The organism is Clostridium sp. KNHs214, assembly GCF_000744935.1.
Lineage (GTDB): Bacteria > Bacillota > Clostridia > Clostridiales > Clostridiaceae > Haloimpatiens.
The window spans coordinates 761,537-780,879 of sequence record NZ_JQMW01000011.1 but is presented as its reverse complement, the minus strand read 5'-3'; the positions used below and the strand labels follow the sequence as shown (position 1 = coordinate 780,879).

Genomic DNA, 19,343 nt, shown 5'->3' with positions numbered 1-19,343 from the left:
TTTAGAATTTGCAATCCTAAAGAAACAGACTATTAAACTCTTGCGAGTAGCAATATAACCCTCGGAGAGCCACCGCAGTTATGGCTTGCCAAAACTGCTAGGGGGTTATCATCTTCGGCAAGGCTAAGATGATAACAAGCATTTCTCCGGCGGAACAACAGATAAAGGAGGAGAACATCTATGGGTAGCGTTTCCTATTCAGCACATATCAGTAATGGTAAAAGTGCAATTACAAGTAAGAGTAAATTGCAAGGAGTGGCAAAGCATAATCTTCGTAAATACAAATCCGATGGTTACAGTTCTGAAAATATTATACTACTAGAAGGAACTGATAATCTATATCAGGATGTAAGAAATATTTACCAGCAAGAATTTGACGAAGCCGTCCGAGAATACAACGAAAAGCAAAGACGACCAGAACGAAGAATTGATGATTATTTTGAACATGTTGCAAAACTGGATCAGGATATGGCAGTTGAAATTATTTTCCAATGTGGGGATAAGGAGTTTTGGGAAGAGCATGAAGATAGTAAAGATAGAATGTACAATGTTTACCGATATGTACTTTCCAGATTACAAGAGTTTCTGCCAGATTTCAAAGTAGCCAACGCTGTAATTCACTTTGATGAAGCTAGTCCACATATGCACGTGGTAGGAGTTCCTGTATGGAGAGGTACAAAGAAAGGATTGTCAAAGAAGGTTTCAAAACGAAATGTATTTACACCATCAACCTTGTCGGTTGTACTACAAGATAAACTTCGAGAAGAAGCAAGATCCTGCTTTAGATATAACATTCATGAAATAATTGGGGATAAGAAAAAAGGCAGGAATCATGATTTGTCGGTAGCAGAGTATAAGGTACAACAGGAGCTTCAAAATCTTCAAAAGATGGAATCAGAGAAGCAGATACTAGAAACCTCAGTTGATTCAGCTAGACAGAAATTAACTGATTTGAAACTCCAATATGATGAAATGGATGAAGAAATCCAATCAGAACTGACGGATAAAAAGAAGATGGTTGAATCACTGGATACACAGCTGGAAACAAAGAAGTGGGTGCTGGAAATTACGGATGAAGAATTAAAACAAAAATGTTCTTTTCTGGAATTACTAGATGTTGTAAAGCAAATGATTCATTCTTATTTACCTCTACAACCAGATATTGAGGAATTTGCAAATACAGTAGAAAAGGGAGGAAACATTACTGCCGGAAACTCTTTTCGAAGTTTCCTATCAACACTAGGACAGTTACTATTATCCTTTAAGGAAATAGTACAGGAAGGATTCTGCTGGTTCCCTCGACTGATGAGATGGAATACAAGCAAAGGAGAAGTTGCTCCAGTATTTCGAGATGATCCGGGTGGATATAATTACATGTTAGAAGCATTTCGCAATGTAGACACAAAGGCGATATACAGGGCAGAGAATTTAAAGGATGAGATTTGTTCAGAGAATCGAATTGGGACGCTGAATCAGTTGGCCGAGAATATAGATGTGGTAGAACAGCAGATGAAAGTAATGCAGGATGAGATTTACAGGAGGTATAGAAGAAGGTAATAAAAAAGTAAAGTACCTCAGAAAAAAATCTGGGGTATTTTAGCATAAGATTGCATATCTGTATTTTTAAAAGTTGACATATTTTCGCATCACATATACAATAGTGTTAACAACATGCTTTATAATGATGTAGAGAAGGAGGAGTCTTATGTTTAACGTAAATGAATTATTAGACGAAGCTGTGAAAGAAACTGAAAATTTGGATGAAGATGAGATATTCTTAGTGAAGGATTTGTTTAAGGGATATGTATGGAATAGAATTGCAGTGAAGGACAGACTTCTATTAGGAACTTTGTTCTTGAATTATGTAAATCAAGGGAAAAGTCATCTTTATGCAATTGAAAAAACATCATCTCACCAGCAACAGTATAAAAAAACAAGATATAGTTCATGAGATCTTCAATTTAATCTGTTGCTGATAGATATGCAGATAATATGTTTAACATATATTAAGAAAGGATGGAAAATATTTGAGTGTATTAATTTCTAAATTTAAAGAAGTATTATTATCCGTAATTCCAATTACAATAATTGTGTTAATACTGAATTATACGTTAACTCCTCTTGAAACACCAATATTTATAAGGTTTTTGATAGGTGCTTTATTTCTTATAATTGGTTTAACAATATTTCTAATTGGAGTTGATATTGGAATTACACCAATAGGAAATAATATGGGCGGAGCGCTTGCTAAGACTAATAAATTGTGGTTAGTAGTAATTGCTGGCTTAATACTTGGTTTTTTTATATCAGTTGCAGAACCGGATCTTCATATTTTAGCAGGACAGGTTGATTCCGTTTCGTCAGGTTTAATATCAAAAGGAAGTATCGTAGTGATTGTATCTATAGGGATAGCAATCATGCTTGCGGTAGGTCTAGGTAGAATCGTTTACAATTTTCCATTATACAAATTATTAACAATAATATACAGCATCATTTTCATACTTGCTTGCATAACCTCACGCGAGTTTTTGGCAATATCATTTGATGCCTCGGGTGCAACAACCGGAGCATTGACAGTACCTTTTATTCTGGCACTGGCAATTGGTGTTTCAAAATTAAAAAAAGATAGTAAAGCATCAGAAAAAGATAGTTTTGGGCTAGTAGCCATTGCATCAACAGGAGCGATTATATCTGTAATGATTATGAGTATTATATCAAAAACGGATGAAATCACGGGGAATCTTGAAGCAGATGGAATTTCCGAATCTATTATAGCGCCATTTATTCATGAATTTTCTAAAGTAGGGACTGAAGTAATTATAGCATTACTCCCTATCTTAGTATTATTTCTTGCTTTTCAAAAAATATCTTTTAAATTGCCAAAGAGAGAGGTGAGAAAGATCTTATTTGGTGTACTGTTTACATTTATAGGATTGGTTATATTTTTAGTTGGTGTAAATGCTGGATTTATGGATGCTGGAAGTATCATAGGATATAGTATAGCTACATTAGATAATAAAATTTATGTTATACTTGTTGGTTTTATACTCGGTGTGGTAACAATACTTGCAGAACCAGCAGTTTATGTATTGACACATCAGATTGAGGGTGTTACTAGCGGATATGTAAAGAGAAGTGTTGTTATGTTTGCTTTGGCAATAGGTGTCGGTATAGCGGTTGCGTTATCTGTGATACGTATACTAATTCCAGAGTTGCAACTATGGCAATATCTTCTTCCTGGATATTTATTATCAATTGCATTGAGTTATTTTGCACCAAAACTATTCGTAGGTATTGCATTTGACTCTGGGGGAGTTGCGTCAGGACCCATGACGGCTACATTTATATTGGCTTATACACAGGGGGCAGCAGAAGCAGTGGAAGGAGCAAACGTTTTAGTGGATGGATTTGGAGTAATAGCTATGGTTGCTATGACACCGTTAATAGCGTTGCAAATTTTAGGATTAATTTTTAAGATTAAGTCTAAGAAAGGGGGATTTGAAAATAATGGACAGTAAAACTGAGATTATGGAGATGGAGTTAATATGTGTAATAGTTAATTTAGGTACGGGAAGTAAGATATTAAAAACATTCAAAAAACATGGAATTTGTGGTGGAACTATAACATTAGCAAGAGGAACCGCAAACAACCGCATATGGGATTATTTAGGTCTTTCTGATATAGGAAAAGAAATTATATATATGGTTGCAGATAAAGAAACTGCGTATCGAGTATTGGATATAGTTAATCTTGAATATAAGTTAGATAAGCCAAACCATGGGATTGCATTTACAACATCCATTTGTGCTACTGCGGGAATGAGAAAGTGTAAATGTGATAATGTGAAAATTGAGAGAGGTGAAGATAATACGATGTATCAAGTAATTACTATCATTGTTGATAAAGGAAAAGCCGAAGATGTTATAGAGGCAGCAATTACGGCAGGCTCCAAAGGAGGTACCATTGTTAATGGAAGAGGTTCTGGAATTCACGAAACAAGTAAATTGTTTTCCATGGATGTTGAACCAGAAAAGGAAATTGTAATTATAGTTTCAGAAGTAGATATGACAGAGTCTATAATATCTGTAATAAGAGAAAAATTAAAGATTGATGAACCTGGAAAAGGTATTATTTATGTTCAGGATATAACCAAGACATATGGTATTTTCAAATAAAATGCATCTATATTATCAGTTGTTGACAGATACTGCATAAATGGGACTCAAAATAATTCTGATAACAGAGAAGTTCTGAGACGTAATAAAATGCTCTGGGTGTGAAACGTGTGTGCAACATTGATTATTACAAAGCTTGTATTTACGGGCTTTTCAAGCTCTTAAACGGTTACCAAAGAGATAGTATTTTATACAGATATATGGAAAGAGAGGTATATACCTCTCTTTTTTTTATAGAATAAATCAAAAAAGGTTTTAAAAAATTATGCAAAATAAATTAAATCTACTTACTATGTAAGATTAAATACAGTATATAACTTGAAATAATGGGCAAATATAGGGATGGATAGTGATAATATGTAAGCTTAAATAGTTTATAGTTTAATGTTAAATCAATGTTAAATAATTAATAAAATTGTTACTAAATCGTAATTTTTGTAGTATTATTTAAAATGGTGTAAATATTTAATTACTTATTAATATAAAATTAATATTAAGTAAGTGGAGGTAGAGTATGAGTATTGTCAATATAATTATTGGACTCATGGGTGGACTTGGAATGTTCCTTTATGGTATGAAACTTATGGGTGATGGACTTGAAAATGCATCTGGAGAAAAACTTAAAGTATTTTTCGAAAAAATAACTTCCAACCCAGTAAAGGGAATTATGACAGGAGCTTTGGTTACAGCTGTAATTCAAAGTAGTAGTGCAACTACAGTAATGGTGGTTGGATTTGTTAACGCTGGACTTATGAATTTATATCAAGCAGCAGCAGTAATAATGGGAGCTAATATAGGAACCACAATTACAGCACAAATAATAGCATTTAAATTAGATGCTATAGCGCCTATTTTTATAGGAATAGGAGCTGGAATTGTATTATTTTCTAAAGCTAAAAAGAGTAGAGAAATAGGAAATATTATATTAGGTTTTGGTATTTTATTTTCTGGAATGGAATTAATGAAAGTAGCAATGGAACCAATTGCTGAAGCACCAGCTTTTGTAAGTTTAATGGGAACGCTTAAAGGAAATATATTCTTAGGTGTGCTTACAGGACTTCTAATGACTGCCGTAGTGCAAAGTTCTTCTGCAACTACAGCTATACTTATTGTACTAGCATCCACAGGGGGAGTACCATTAGAAGCTGCAGTGCCAATACTATTTGGTAACAATATAGGTACATGTGTAACAGCATTACTAGCCAGTGTAGGAACTTCAAAGACAGCAAGAAAAGCAGCACTAATTCATTTATTTTTTAACTTAATAGGAACTTTGATATTCTTACCATTTACTTATCCTTTTGTGGCACTTATAAAAAATATCACTCCTTTAGGAGCAGAAGTAGTTAAGAGACAAATAGCCAATGCTCATACAGTATTTAATATAGTTAATACTATATTAATGGCACCATTTATAAAATATCTTGTAGCACTAGTTAATAAAATAATACCAGGCGAAGATGAGAAAGAACCTATGAAGCCTAAATATATAGATGATAGATTATTGGAAACACCTGTTATAGCAGTTGGTCAAACTACAAAAGAATTAATAAGAATGGCAAATAAAGCTAAAGATAATTTGGAAATTTCTATGGAAGCTTTTAGAAATAGCAATGAGGCTTTGGTTAAAAAGGTATATGAAAATGAAAAATTAATAAATTTATTAGAAGATGAGATAACTACTTTCTTAGTAAAATTATCTAAAGAGCAGTTGTCTGAAGATCAATTAGATATTGTAACATCAATGTTCCATATGGTAAACGACATAGAACGTATAGGTGACCATGCTGAAAATGTTGCAGATTTAACCAGTGAAAAAATACAAAAAGGCATTAAGTTTTCAAAGGGAGCAGAAGAAGAGTTACAGGGCATGTTTAATGAAATAATAAATGCATTAAATGGCAGTATAGTTAGTATAGAAAATAGAGATATAGAAGCTGCTAAAAAAGTATTGAGTATAGAAGAAAAGATAGATTCTATGGAAAAGGAATTAAGAGCATCACATATAAAAAGACTTAATGAGGAAATATGTAATGCTACAGGTGGAGCTATATTCTTAGATATAATAAGTAACTTTGAAAGAATAGGAGATCACTCTACTAACCTAGCACAAGCAGTTCTAAACATATATAAGTAAAAATATTGAATTTTTAAGATGATTAATGCAAAATACCTAACATATTTTATTATGTTAGGTATTTTTATTTTTGTTTTCTTATATAGATAATATGAGAGCTGTAAAGGAGGCAAAAATAGTGAAAAATAATAAATTAATATCTACAATAGGTGTTATAGTGGTAGGAGCTTTTTTAATAGTGCTAACAAATATTCAATTTGGAAAAACATTAATAGTGAATAAGGATTTAGAGAAAAGAACTATATTAATTGACCCAGGGCATGGAGGAATTGATGGAGGAGCTGTATCTAAAAATGGTACTGTAGAAAAACATATAAATTTAAACATATCCTTGAATTTAAAAGAGGAATTAAAGAAAAAAGGATATAAAGTTATTATGACCAGGGAAGAAGATAAAGGCTTATACTCAGAAGATAGTAGAAGTAAAAAAATAGAGGATTTAAATAATAGATGTGAAATAAAAGAAAAAACTAAATGTGATATGTTTATAAGTATTCATTTAAATAAATTTCCACAAAGTAAGTATTACGGGGCGCAGGTATGGCATTCTAGTAATCCCGAAAGTAAAGAATTGGCTGATATAATACAAAAAAAATTAATAGAGGATTTGGATAAACAAAATAAAAGACAGCCTAAAGATGCAAAAGACATGTATAAGATATTAAGATGTAACGATACTATACCATCTGTAATAGTTGAATGTGGGTTTTTATCCAATGAAAGAGAAGAACAACTTTTAAAGGATGAAGCATATCAAGAGAAGATAGCTAAATCTATATCAAAATCTGTGGATGAGTATTTTAATTTTAAAAAGGAATGAATATATTTAAAGAAATTAAATAAAGAGTGAGTGGTTTTTGTTTATAATAAACTAGATAGAGGCTGTGGCACTAAAAATAAATTATACAACACATTGTGTTTGCTATTAAATTTCAAACCAATGTATTGTATATGAATTTCTTAATGCGACAGCCCCATTTAATTATTAGAAGTTTAATAAAAAATTTTTAGTTATAAACTACAGATGAACTTTCATCTAATATAATCCACCAGGTGCTGCCACGAATTAATGAAATATTTTTCCCATTTTTATCCTGTATTTTTATAGGTGAATCTAAATTCTTATTCCATTCTATATCTATGGCTTTTCCACCAGAAAATAAAAGTCCATTTCCAGAGCCAATTGGAAATTTCTTGTTAGATTTTGAATTTACTATTTGAATTATTATGTTTGAAACATGAACAGGAGTATTGTAATAAGCATCAATATGCTCTTTAGAAGGATTATGATGATAATATTGACCTTCTTTATATAAAAAGTTAGATGAAAAATATTCATTAAAGTCTATAAATATATTATTAGCCTTCTTGCCTTTTCTTAATTTTATATCTTCAGAGTCTAAAAAATCAAATTTGGGCAAGTAGGAAGTATCAATAGGTTTTTTTTGACCAGAGGATGATGAAATTTTTTTAGGCACTTCATCTAAATAAATACCTTTATAAATGAGTTTATTTTGAGAATCTACGTATTGGAGTATAATATCTGCTTTACTTAGTCCATCAGTGTTATCGTTCATTTGACTTAATTTATATATAACCTCTGTGGCATTTTTAAACTCTCTATTGTTTTTATTCTTTAATATTTCGCCGCTGTAGGGTGAAATGTCTATGTTTGGAAACTTATTGAAGGGTATAAGCTTATAACATATGAGCATTACTAGGATACAGCAGACAGAAAATAGTATTAAAATAATATTATTTACGAAATTACATTTTTTCATACAAAATTCACTCCTTATATACTACTACATTAAAATAATAGTCTTATTCTACTGTTTTTATGCAAATAAATTGAATTTATACAATAGTTAAAAAAAATGTTGATGTGCAAAATGACCTATGATATTATATTAATGGAATATGGATTAGTCCATTAATCCATGTTGTGAGGGAGGGATAGTTATAGAAATTAAAATCGATAAAAAAAGCGGAGTACCTCTTTACATACAAGTGAAAAATCAAATAATGGAATCCATAAAACGTGGACTCTTAAAGGTTGGCCATAAGATGCCTACTGAAAGAGAATTGGCCCAACAGCTAAATGTTAGTAGAAATACTGTAAGCTCTGCTTACAATGATCTAGAACAAGAAGGAGTTTTAAAATCCTATCAAGGCAAGGGAACCTTTGTAGCTGAGGAAGCTGTAACATGGAAGGATCAAAATATTAAAGACAGAATAATTAAATTCATAGATCTAGGGTTAGAAGAGTCCATGGAGATAGGAATGGAGCCAGACAGTTTTTTAGAATTAGTTAAGCAAAGGGTAAAAGAAAAAAAAGAGCTTATGAGCAAATTAGTAGCCATTTATGTGGAATGTAATATTGAGCAGGCTAGAATGTTTAGTAAGCAGTTGACTAAAATTTCTGGTGTCCGAGTGGAGCCGTTGACTATAAATGATTTAAAAGAAATGAATGACAATACGAAAGAAAAAATTGAACAAGCTCAGATAATTATAGCTACATTTAATCATGTAAATGAAGTTATTGAGCTGACTAGAGAAAAAAGAAAAGAAGTGCTTGGGGTTGCAATAAATCCTAATTTGGGCACTATAGTTAAAATAGCTAGATATCCTGAACATACAAGGTTTGGGTTTATATGTATATCAGAAGAATTCATGTTTAAAGTAAAAGGGGCTTTAGACGGAGCAGGGTTAGGTAATATTGATATAACGTATTCTAACTCTAAAGACGAGGGAGAAATTAGGAAAATAATAGATAATAGTGAAGTGCTAATTGTATCACCAGGTAGACATAAAATGGTTAAAAACTTAAATAAAGATGAAAAAGAAATGATTGAATTTTTGTATAACCTAGATAGCGACTCTGTAAAGGCTTTAAAGTCTAAAATTATAGAGTTGAAATATAAAGATATCTAATTTAAGGTGGGAGGCATTTATAAATGGAGAAGAAAACAGTTGTTATAGGTGTAATTGGTTCTGACTGTCATGCAGTAGGAAACAAAATAATAGATTACGCCTTGACAGAATCAGGCTTTAATGTTGTGAATATTGGAGTTTTATCACCACAAGAAGACTTTATTAATGCAGCAGTAGAAACTAATGCTGATGCAATACTTGTTTCATCACTTTATGGTCATGGAGAAATAGACTGTAGAGGGCTTAGAGAAAAATGTGATGAAGCTGGATTAAAAGACATAAAATTATATGTTGGTGGAAACATAGTTGTAGGAAAACAAGATTGGAATGAAGTTGAAAAAAGATTTAAAAATATGGGATTTAACAGAGTTTACGCACCTGGAACAGATATAGAAATAACTATAGAAGACATTAAGAAAGACTTTAATCTTAATTAAAAATATGCCAACTAAGCCAAATGATAATTAGTTGATTGGAGTGGTATCAGTGGATGCATATTTACTTATAGACTTTGGAAGTACCTATACTAAGTTGACAGCGGTAGACATTGAAAATGAAGAGATATTAGCCACAGCAAAGGATATTACTACTATTGAAGATGATATAATGATAGGATTAGACAAAGCTTATAGTAAACTAAATGAGGCATTAAAAGGTAAAGAAGTTAACTTTGTTAATAAATTAGCTTGTTCTTCAGCAGCAGGCGGCTTAAAGATGGTAGCTATTGGTCTAGTGCCAGAGCTAACAGCAGAAGCGGCTAAAAGAGCAGCACTTGGAGCAGGCGCTAGGGTACTCAAAGTATATAGTTACGAATTAACTTCTAGAGAAATAGAAGAGATAAGAAATTCTAAACTAGATATAATTCTTCTAGCAGGAGGAACAGATGGAGGCAATAAGGAGTGTATAATTCACAATGCTAGAATGATAGCAAAAAGTGGATTAAAGCTTCCAATAGTAGTGGCAGGTAATAAAGTTGCCTATGACGAAATAGAAGAGGCTTTTAATGGAACAGACATCTATTATAGAATAACTGAAAACGTTATGCCAAAACTTAATGTTTTAAATGTGGAACCAGCTAGAGAAGAAATTAGAAAAATATTTATGGATAAAATAGTAGAAGCTAAAGGTATGAGTAATGCTGAAAATTACATAAGTGGTATATTAATGCCTACACCTGCGGCAGTGCTTAAAGCTGCTAGGGTTTTAAGTGAAGGCAGTGATGAAGAAGAAGGTATCGGAGATTTAATAGTTGCAGATATAGGAGGAGCTACTACAGACATACATTCAATAGCTGAGGGAGCACCAACTAAATCTGGAGTAACTATGAAAGGTCTTGAAGAACCAATTGCTAAGAGAACTGTTGAAGGCGATTTGGGAATGAGATATTCAGCAGTTTCACTTTGGGAGGCAGCAGGTACAAGGAAAATAAGAAATTATTTAAATGATAAAGATAGAAACATAGATGTAGAAGGAAATTGTAAAAAAAGAGCAGAAAACATAAAAATGATTCCGTGCACAGAAGAAGAAATAAAGTTTGATGAAGCCATGGGTAAAGTGGCAACAGAAATAGCTATGGAGAGGCATGTAGGCATAGTAGAAAGCGTTTATTCTCCTATGGGTGTTGTGTTTACTCAAACAGGAAAGGATTTAATGGAAGTTAAGTACATGATAGGAACTGGGGGAGTACTTATTCACAGTGAAAACCCAGGAGGAATATTAAAAGCAGGTACTTTTACCATGGAAAGTCCTCAATCTTTAAAGCCTAAAAATCCTAAGCTCTTAATTGATAAGACATATATATTATCATCTATGGGTCTTTTAGCACAAGAACTTCCAGATATGGCTGTGAGAATTATGAAAAAATACTTAGTAGAAGTTTAATATTCAGGGGGAATAATAATGAATATAAAAAATAAAAAGTGGACTGAAGAAGAATTTTTCAAAATGAGAGAAGAGGTTTTAAATCAATGGCCTACAGGTAAAGAAGTTGACCTTAAAGAAGCTGTTGACTACCTTAAGAAAGTTCCAGAACATAAAAATTTCTCTTTTAAATTAAAAAAAGCTAAAGAAGAAGGCGTTACATTAGCTCAACCAAGAGCAGGAGTTGCTTTAATAAATGAACATATAGAATTATTAACACACCTACAAAATGAAGGTGGAGCTGATTTACTTCCATCAACTATAGATAGTTATACAAGACAAAATAGATATGATGAGTGTGAAATTGGTATACAAGAAAGTAGAAAAGCAGGAAGATCTCTACTTAATGGATTCCCAGGAGTAAACCATGGTGTGCATGGATGTAGAAAAATCTATGAGGCAGTAAATTTACCATTAGAGGCAAGACACGGAACACCAGATGCTAGATTGCTTTCAGAAATAATTCATGCAGGTGGATGGACTTCTAATGAAGGTGGGGGGATATCATATAATGTTCCTTATGCTAAAAATGTTCCACTAGACAGAACTATAAGAGATTGGCAATACTGTGATAGACTAGTTGGTTTTTACGCTGAGCAAGGAATAACTATAAATAGAGAGCCATTTGGGCCTTTAACAGGAACTCTAGTTCCACCAAGTACTTCAAACACAGTTGCTATCATTGAAGGATTATTGGCAGCAGAGCAGGGCGTTAAAAATATAACTGTTGGATATGGACAATGTGGTAACATAGTTCAAGACGTAGCTGCTATAAGAGCTCTAGAATCACAAATGGAAGAATACTTAAGAGAATATGGATACCATGATGTATATGTAACTACAGTATTCCATCAATGGATGGGTGGTTTCCCACAAGATGAAGCTAAGGCTTTTGGAGTTATATCTACAGGTTCAGCTACAGCAGCTCTTGCAGGAGCAACAAAGGTAATTGTTAAAACTCCACATGAAGCTATAGGAGTTCCTACTAAGGAAGCTAATGCTCAAGGTATAAGAGCTACTAAGATGACATTGAACTTACTAAGAGGTCAAAGACTTCCAATGTCAAAAGAATTGCAAGATGAAATAGCTCTTATAAAGGCAGAAACAAAATGTATGATGGATAAGACTTTTGAATTGGGCAATGGAGATTTAGCTATAGGAGCAGTTAAAGCTTTTGAAGCAGGGGTTGTAGATATACCGTTTGCACCAAGTAAATATAATGCAGGAAAAATGATGCCAGCTAGAGATAATAATGGTGCAGTAAGATATTTGAATTTTGGAAACTTGCCATTTACTGAAGATATAAAAGAAGTAAATAGAAGAAAATTAGAAGAAAGAGCTAAATTTGAGGGAAGACCAGTAAGCTTTAAGATGACAGTGGACGATATATTTGCTGTAAGTAGGGGAGTACTTGTAGGAAGACCTCAAAAATAGTTTGAATAAATATTAAGTTAGATGATTTAGGTTTTACAAATAAATTAAAGTTAAGATGCAAAATTTATAATATGTGTTAAGGAAAATAGTTTAAAAATAGAGTATTAAAAACAATTTATTATATAGAAGTTTAAAACTTGAAAAGGGGACAGGTGAAAAACTATGAAAATTATTGATGTAATATGTTCTGAAGGAAAAACAGGATTTTATTTTGATGACCAAAGAGCTATAAAAAAAGGAGCTAAACATGATGGATTCACATATGTAGGTGAGCCAGTAACTGAAGGATTTAAATCTGTAAGACAAGCGGGAGAATCTATATCAGTAATGCTAGTACTTGAAGATGGTCAAGTGGCTTTCGGAGATTGTGCTGCAGTTCAATACTCAGGAGCAGGCGGAAGAGACCCATTATTCTTAGCTAAAGACTTTATTCCAGTTATAGAAAAAGAAATAGCTCCAAAGCTAATAGGAAGAGAGTTAGATAGCTTCAAAGCATTAGCAGAAGAATTTGATAGAATGCAAGTAAACGGAAAAAGATTACATACTGCTATAAGATATGGAGTAACTCAAGCATTACTTGATGGTGTAGCAAAAGCTAAAAAAGTTACTATGGCAGAAGTTGTTAGAGATGAATACAATACAGGAGTTGACATAAAGAGAATTCCTATATTCACTCAATCAGGCGATGATAGATATGACAATGCAGATAAAATGATAATAAAAGGCGCTGAAGTAATGCCTCACGCTTTAATAAACAACGTAGAAGAAAAATTAGGAAAAGACGGATCAAAATTATTAGAATATGTTAAATGGTTAAGTGAAAGAGTACAAAAACTAAGAACTTGCGAATGCTATTCTCCAGTATTCCACATAGACGTATATGGAACAATAGGAGTGGCTTTTGATTATGACACTGATAAAATGGCTAATTACTTAGAAAAATTAGGAGAAGCTGCAAAGCCATTTAAATTAAGAATAGAAGGACCAATGGACGTAGAGGATAGACAAAAACAGATGGAAGCTTTAAGAGACTTAACAACAGAAATAGATAAGAGAGGAATAAACGTAGAATTAGTTGCAGATGAATGGTGTAATACATATGACGATGTTAAATTCTTTGCTGATAACAAATCAGGACATATGCTTCAAATAAAAACTCCAGATTTAGGCGGAGTAAACAATGTTATAGAATCAATTCTATACTGTAAGAAAAAAGGAGTAGGAGCATACTGTGGAGGAACTTGTAACGAAACTAACAGATCATCAGAAGTTACAACTAATATAGCAATAGCTTGTGGAGCAGACCAATGTCTTGCAAAACCAGGTATGGGCGTTGATGAAGGATATATGATAGTTAACAATGAGATGAACAGAGTAGTAGCTCTTGTTAATAGAAGAAAATAATATAGTCCATTAATACTTAAAAGGCGGTTTGTGCAGGAGTGCATACTGCCTTTTAAGTGCATATAAACCTTAATGATATAAAACCTTTATGATAATATATTTAATTAATATATACTATGATTAAATCACTAAAAGGTACAATGTAATAGAATTATGAAATTTCATAATTCAAGTAATTTAATACTTTTTCTGGGATAATCATGCTATAGTTCATTTCACGATGATTAATAAGGATAATATAGTTGATATTTTAAAATATGTTTAAGGTTTTAAATTTAAGAAAGCTAGGAGGGCAATGTCAATGAGAGAAATAAATGTAGAAAGAATTACAGAAGCATTAGCTAAAATGTGTATAGACGCTAATTATTATTTAAACGATGATATAAAAAATACTATTAAAGAAGCTAAGGAAAAAGAAGAGTGGGATATAGCTAAAGGAATATTAGACAAAATAATAGTAAATTCTGAAATAGCTAGAGATGAAAAAATGCCTATGTGTCAAGACACAGGAATGGCTTGTGTATTTGTAGAAATAGGTCAAGAGGTACATATAGTTGGAGGAAGTTTAGAAGAAGCTATTAATAAAGGTGTAGCTGAAGGATATGTAAGTGGATATTTAAGAAAATCAGTGGTAAAAGATCCATTAGATAGAGTGAATACAAAGAATAATACTCCTGCAATAATATATTATGATATAGTTCCAGGAGATAAACTTAAAATAACTGTAGCTCCAAAAGGATTTGGTTCTGAGAATATGAGTCAAATAAAGATGCTAAAACCAGCAGATGGATTAGAGGGTGTTAAGGAATTTATATTAAAGGTTGTTAAAGAAGCAGGCCCTAATCCATGCCCACCAATAGTAGTAGGTGTAGGTATAGGTGGAACCTTTGATAGAGCTGCTAATCTCGCAAAAAAAGCATTAATAAGACCAGTGTCAGAAAGAAATGCAAATAAGTTTTATGCAGATTTAGAAGAAGAATTATTAGAAAAAATAAATACATTAGGCATAGGACCACAAGGCTTTGGTGGAAAAACTACAGCATTAGCTGTTAATATAGAAACCTATGCAACGCATATAGCAGGACTTCCAGTAGCAGTAAATATCAATTGCCACGCTACAAGACACGCAGAAGTAGAACTTTAATAAGGGTAAGGGGGAGAAAACATGGAAAAGAAAATAACTACTCCTTTAACTGAGGAAAAAGTTAAGGATTTAAAAATAGGTGATGCTGTTCTTATATCGGGAACTATTTATACAGCTAGAGATGCTGCTCATGCAAGACTTGTAAATCTAATAGAAGAAGGAAAAGAGCTTCCTATGGATATAAAGGACGCTATAATATACTACGTGGGACCAACACCAGCAAAACCAGGTAAGGCTCTAGGTTCAGCAGGTCCTACTACTAGTTATAGAATGGATCCATATGCTCCAAAGCTTTTAGACAATGGCTTAAAGGGCATGATAGGTAAAGGACTAAGGTCTAAAGAAGTTATAGATGCTATAGTTAGAAATAATGGAGTATATTTTGCAGCTATAGGTGGAGCAGCAGCTCTTATAGGACAATGCGTTAAAAAGGCAGAGCTTATAGCTTATGAAGATTTAGGAGCAGAAGCTGTAAGAAAATTAGAAGTAGAGGATTTACCTGTAGTTGTGGTTATAGATAGCCAAGGAAACAACCTTTATGAAAAAGGACAAAAGGATTATTTAGATTCTGTAAATAAATAATTTTAAATTTTACATTCTAAATTTTAAATTAATATAAAAGTAGGTGAAAACATGAAAATAGAAAAGGTAGCAAAAGCAGGCACACTAGAGTCAAATGATGTGATGATAACAGTTATGCCAAATGTAAATGGTGGTATAGAAGTGGAAATTGATAGTATTGTTATGAAACAATTTGGTGAAGCCATAAAAGAAACTATAATGAATACCTTAAAGGAATTGAAAGTAGAAGAAGTTAAGATAAAAGCAGAGGATAAAGGAGCTTTAGATTATACAATAAAGGCAAGAATAGAGACTGCTATTAAAAGAGCTACTAACTAATAAATACAAATAATACCTAATTGAGTATATACAATATATTCTTAAGAATTTATTTTGAAAGGAATTATGCAATTTCCCCAATTATGAGTATTAACTGTATTAAATTAGTATATTTATAAATTTAATAGTTTAAAATGCTTATTATAAAAAGTAGATAAAAATTTGGGTGCTAGTGATTAAGAAATAGAGATTGGAAAAAACAATGAGAAGGTGAAAATATGAAAAGATTAAGAAGAACTATGTTATTTATGCCTGGAAACAATCCAGGAATGCTTCAAAACGCGGGCATTCTTGGTTCAGATTCTATAATATTAGACTTAGAAGATGCAGTTAGCATAACTGAAAAAGATGGAGCCAGAATACTTGTAAGAGAGGCTATTAAAAATGTAGATTATTCTAATGTAGAAGTGGTAGTTAGGGTAAATCCTTTAGATACAGAATTTGGACCAAAGGATTTAGATACTATAGCTAGAGTAAAGCCAGATGTAATAATGGTTCCTAAAGCTACAGAAGAACAAATAAAAGAAGTGGACAGCAAGCTTTGTCAAATAGAAAGAGAAGAAGGATTTGAAGAAGGAAGCATAAAACTATTTGCTTTAATAGAAACTGCCTTTGGACTTGAAACTGTTTATGATGTAATAAAAGCCTCTAAGAGAATAGAAGGAGTTCTTTTAGGTGGAGAAGACCTAACTTCAGACTTCGGAGTAAAGAGAACTAAGCAGGGGGATGAAATTCTTTACGCAAGAAATAAAGTGGCTACAGCTTGTAGAGCCATGAGGGTGGATGCTATAGATACTCCATTTACAGATACAAATGACTATGAAGGATTAAGATTAGATACAATGAAAGCCAAAGGATTAGGTATGACAGGTAAGTCATCCATAAATCCAAGACAAATAGACACAATTCATTCAGTATTTGCACCAACAGAGGATGAAATAAAACATGCCGTAAGAGTATTAGAAGCTAAAGAAGAAGCGGAAAGCGAAGGAAAAGGCGTATTCTCTTTGGATGGAAAAATGGTAGATGCTCCAGTTATAAATAGAGCAAAAACTACTTACGAATTGGCTAAAATGTTAGGACTTGTTTAGAATTGAGAATTGAAAATTAAGAATTAAAAATAAGAAATTGAAGATTAAAAATAGAGTGATTTTGCAAAGTTACAATATGTAGAGGTAAAATACAATTGAAATTATGTTGAATAGAGACAGAGGAGTTAAGGATTTATTTAACAGAATTTAGAGGTGATAAAATGAAAAATGTATTGGGTAGAGAAATACCTGAAAAAATAGAAGGATATAAGGAAGTAAAACCTTTTAAAGGTGCTTTTGCTGAAGATGGAGAAAAGACTATAAAATCTGTAAAGGTAAAGACAGTAAAACCAACAGATTCTAAAGTTTTAAATAGTATAGAAGAAGCCCTAGATAAAGTAGAAATAAAAGATGGAATGACTATTTCCTTTCATCACCATTTAAGAAATGGAGACCATGTGCTCAACATGGTAGTGGATGCTATAGCTAAAAGAGGAATAAAGGACATAACAATAGCAGCTAGTTCTATATTCCCTACACAAGCATCATTAGTAGAGCATATAAAATCAGGAGTAGTAACAGGAGTGTATGCTAATTACATGTCAGGACCTGTGGCAAGAGCTATTTCTTTAGGCTTATTAAAGAAACCAGCTGTAATGCATACTCATGGCGGAAGAGCTAGAGCCATTGAAAGTGGAGATTTACATATAGATGTGGCTTTTATAGCAGCACCTACAGTAGATACCTACGGAAATATAAATGGAGTAGAAGGACCAGCAGCTTGTGGTTCTCTAGGATATGCAGCGCCAGATGCAGAGTATGCTGATAAGGTAGTAGCTGTAACAGATAATTTAGTCCCATATCCAGCATGTCCAATAGAAATAAGTCAGCATCATGTGGACTATATAGTAAAAGTAGAAAGCATAGGAGACCCTAAAGGAATAGTTTCAGGAACTACAAAAATAACAAAGGATCCTGTGGGACTTAAAATAGCTAAAATGGCTTCACAAGTTATAAAGGCATCAGGACTAGTTAAGGATGGATTCTCATTCCAAACTGGAGCTGGTGGAACATCGCTAGCAGTGGCAGCAGAATTAAAGGAAATAATGAAGAAGGAAGAAGTAGTAGGAAGCTTTGCAGCCGGCGGAGTTACTGGATACATTGTAGAAATGCTAGAAGAAGGATTATTTAGAAATATATTTGATGTACAGTGCTTTGATTTAAAAGCAGTAGATTCTTACAAAAATAATCCAAAACATCAAGGTATGTCTGCATCCATGTACGGAAACCCTCATAACAAAGGATGTGTAGCTAATAATCTAGATGTTATGATTTTAGGTGCTACAGAAATAGACACTGATTTCAACGTTAATGTTACTACAGGTTCTGATGGAATCATAATGGGAGGTTCTGGTGGACATAGTGACACAGCAGCAGGTGCAAAACTTGCTATAGTAGTTACAAACCTAATGAAAGCAAGACTTCCGATAATAAAAGATAGAGTAACTACTGTAACTACTCCAGGAGAAAGCATAGATGTAATTGTAACAGAAAGAGGAATAGCAGTAAATCCAAATAGAAAAGACTTAATGGAAAAATTACAAAAGACAAATTTACCAGTGATGACTATAGAAGAATTAAAGGATATGGCAGAAAAAATTACAGGAAAACCAAAGCCTATAGAACTTACAGATGAAGTGGTGGCTGTAGTTGAATACAGGGATGGTACTGTAATAGATGTAGTGAGAAAACCAATAATTTAATAATTGAATAAAGTAAAAAGTGCTAGTTAATAAACTCATATCAAAGCTAGCACTTTTTTATTATTTAAATAAGGATAAAATATATTGTAATTTAGTTTGAGTTAAGGAAAATATTTTACAAATTAGTATTTAGATCTAATAGTTAAGTTATCTATTTCTTATAAATCAATGTTATAATTGTTATATGATTAACCCACAATAAGCATTACATTACCTGAATTATGAAATTTCTCTGGAATGACTTGCATAAGAAGCAAAGGAACTGTTTAAATTTATTGTTCCGAGCTCTTATGCAAGTCATGGAGGAGAAATTTCATAATTCCATCACATTATACCTTTTTATCCGATGACTACCTGCCGTAACACTCCCACTTCTAACAAAGTGGGAGATAACGGCAGCTACGTCCCTGGATAACGATCTCTAACCTTCAGTTGGAGTAAAAACTCCATCTGAAGCTAAGAGCTCTGTTTATGGGTTAATCGGTATATAAATTTTTATT

General features: G+C 32.5%; 17 protein-coding genes. 16 read left to right on the top strand and 1 reads right to left on the bottom strand.

Translation table 11 applies throughout. The annotated features are described in order from the left end of the window. The first annotated feature begins 180 nt into the window (after nucleotides 1-180). The 6 genes from CC89_RS12150 to cwlD all read left to right on the top strand — a co-directional run bounded on the left by CC89_RS12150 (nucleotide 181) and on the right by cwlD (nucleotide 7,133). Entirely contained in the window at nucleotides 181-1,557 is a 1,377-nt protein-coding gene (locus tag CC89_RS12150) for a plasmid recombination protein (RefSeq protein ID WP_035292464.1), read from the top strand. A gap of 148 nt (nucleotides 1,558-1,705) precedes the next feature. Further along, nucleotides 1,706-1,951, top strand: coding sequence for a single-stranded DNA-binding protein (locus CC89_RS12145; RefSeq protein ID WP_035292462.1), 246 nt, complete (start codon nucleotides 1,706-1,708; stop codon nucleotides 1,949-1,951). Between the two features lie 76 nt (nucleotides 1,952-2,027). Further along, nucleotides 2,028-3,518: a DUF1538 domain-containing protein gene (locus CC89_RS12140; RefSeq protein ID WP_035292460.1), complete on the top strand. Its 1,491-nt coding sequence runs from the start codon at nucleotides 2,028-2,030 to the stop codon at nucleotides 3,516-3,518. After that, on the top strand, nucleotides 3,508-4,176 hold the full coding sequence (locus CC89_RS12135; RefSeq protein WP_035292457.1) for a P-II family nitrogen regulator: 669 nt from the start codon (nucleotides 3,508-3,510) through the stop codon (nucleotides 4,174-4,176). Before CC89_RS12140 ends, CC89_RS12135 begins: the two co-directional genes overlap by 11 nt. A gap of 514 nt (nucleotides 4,177-4,690) precedes the next feature. Further along, complete coding sequence (locus tag CC89_RS12130; protein ID WP_035292455.1) at nucleotides 4,691-6,313, top strand: Na/Pi cotransporter family protein; 1,623 nt, start codon at nucleotides 4,691-4,693, stop codon at nucleotides 6,311-6,313. Nucleotides 6,314-6,404: 91 nt separating this feature from the next. Next, the gene (gene cwlD, locus CC89_RS12125) at nucleotides 6,405-7,133 is read left to right on the top strand and encodes an N-acetylmuramoyl-L-alanine amidase CwlD (RefSeq protein ID WP_081897083.1); all 729 of its coding nucleotides are present in this window, start codon (nucleotides 6,405-6,407) and stop codon (nucleotides 7,131-7,133) included. A 187-nt stretch (nucleotides 7,134-7,320) separates the two neighbouring features. Here cwlD and CC89_RS12120 read toward each other — a convergent pair whose 3' ends face one another. Beyond that, complete coding sequence (locus tag CC89_RS12120; protein WP_035292454.1) at nucleotides 7,321-8,094, bottom strand: DUF3048 C-terminal domain-containing protein; 774 nt, start codon at nucleotides 8,092-8,094, stop codon at nucleotides 7,321-7,323. A 229-nt stretch (nucleotides 8,095-8,323) separates the two neighbouring features. Here CC89_RS12120 and CC89_RS12115 point away from each other — a divergent pair, with 229 nt between their 5' ends. From CC89_RS12115 to citF, 10 genes are all read left to right on the top strand, one after another. Then, entirely contained in the window at nucleotides 8,324-9,247 is a 924-nt protein-coding gene (locus CC89_RS12115; RefSeq protein WP_286161349.1) for a GntR family transcriptional regulator, read from the top strand. A gap of 23 nt (nucleotides 9,248-9,270) precedes the next feature. Beyond that, nucleotides 9,271-9,684, top strand: coding sequence for a methylaspartate mutase subunit S (glmS, locus tag CC89_RS12110; RefSeq protein WP_035292450.1), 414 nt, complete (start codon nucleotides 9,271-9,273; stop codon nucleotides 9,682-9,684). Nucleotides 9,685-9,733: 49 nt separating this feature from the next. Further along, nucleotides 9,734-11,128: a methylaspartate mutase accessory protein GlmL gene (gene glmL / locus CC89_RS12105; RefSeq protein ID WP_035292448.1), complete on the top strand. Its 1,395-nt coding sequence runs from the start codon at nucleotides 9,734-9,736 to the stop codon at nucleotides 11,126-11,128. An 18-nt stretch (nucleotides 11,129-11,146) separates the two neighbouring features. Further along, nucleotides 11,147-12,601: a methylaspartate mutase subunit E gene (locus tag CC89_RS12100; protein WP_035292447.1), complete on the top strand. Its 1,455-nt coding sequence runs from the start codon at nucleotides 11,147-11,149 to the stop codon at nucleotides 12,599-12,601. Nucleotides 12,602-12,763: 162 nt separating this feature from the next. Further along, nucleotides 12,764-14,005, top strand: coding sequence for a methylaspartate ammonia-lyase (locus CC89_RS12095; RefSeq protein ID WP_035292445.1), 1,242 nt, complete (start codon nucleotides 12,764-12,766; stop codon nucleotides 14,003-14,005). Nucleotides 14,006-14,306: 301 nt separating this feature from the next. Further along, complete coding sequence (locus CC89_RS12090; protein WP_035292444.1) at nucleotides 14,307-15,149, top strand: fumarate hydratase; 843 nt, start codon at nucleotides 14,307-14,309, stop codon at nucleotides 15,147-15,149. A 21-nt stretch (nucleotides 15,150-15,170) separates the two neighbouring features. Then, complete coding sequence (locus CC89_RS12085; RefSeq protein WP_035292442.1) at nucleotides 15,171-15,731, top strand: Fe-S-containing hydro-lyase; 561 nt, start codon at nucleotides 15,171-15,173, stop codon at nucleotides 15,729-15,731. A gap of 51 nt (nucleotides 15,732-15,782) precedes the next feature. Then, nucleotides 15,783-16,049 (top strand): citrate lyase acyl carrier protein, encoded by a 267-nt coding sequence (citD, locus tag CC89_RS12080; protein WP_035292441.1) that lies wholly within the window; start codon nucleotides 15,783-15,785, stop codon nucleotides 16,047-16,049. Between the two features lie 218 nt (nucleotides 16,050-16,267). Next, nucleotides 16,268-17,140, top strand: coding sequence for an HpcH/HpaI aldolase/citrate lyase family protein (locus tag CC89_RS12075; protein ID WP_035292438.1), 873 nt, complete (start codon nucleotides 16,268-16,270; stop codon nucleotides 17,138-17,140). A gap of 161 nt (nucleotides 17,141-17,301) precedes the next feature. Beyond that, the gene (gene citF, locus CC89_RS12070; RefSeq protein WP_035292437.1) at nucleotides 17,302-18,843 is read left to right on the top strand and encodes a citrate lyase subunit alpha; all 1,542 of its coding nucleotides are present in this window, start codon (nucleotides 17,302-17,304) and stop codon (nucleotides 18,841-18,843) included. The last annotated feature ends 500 nt before the right edge of the window (nucleotides 18,844-19,343 follow it).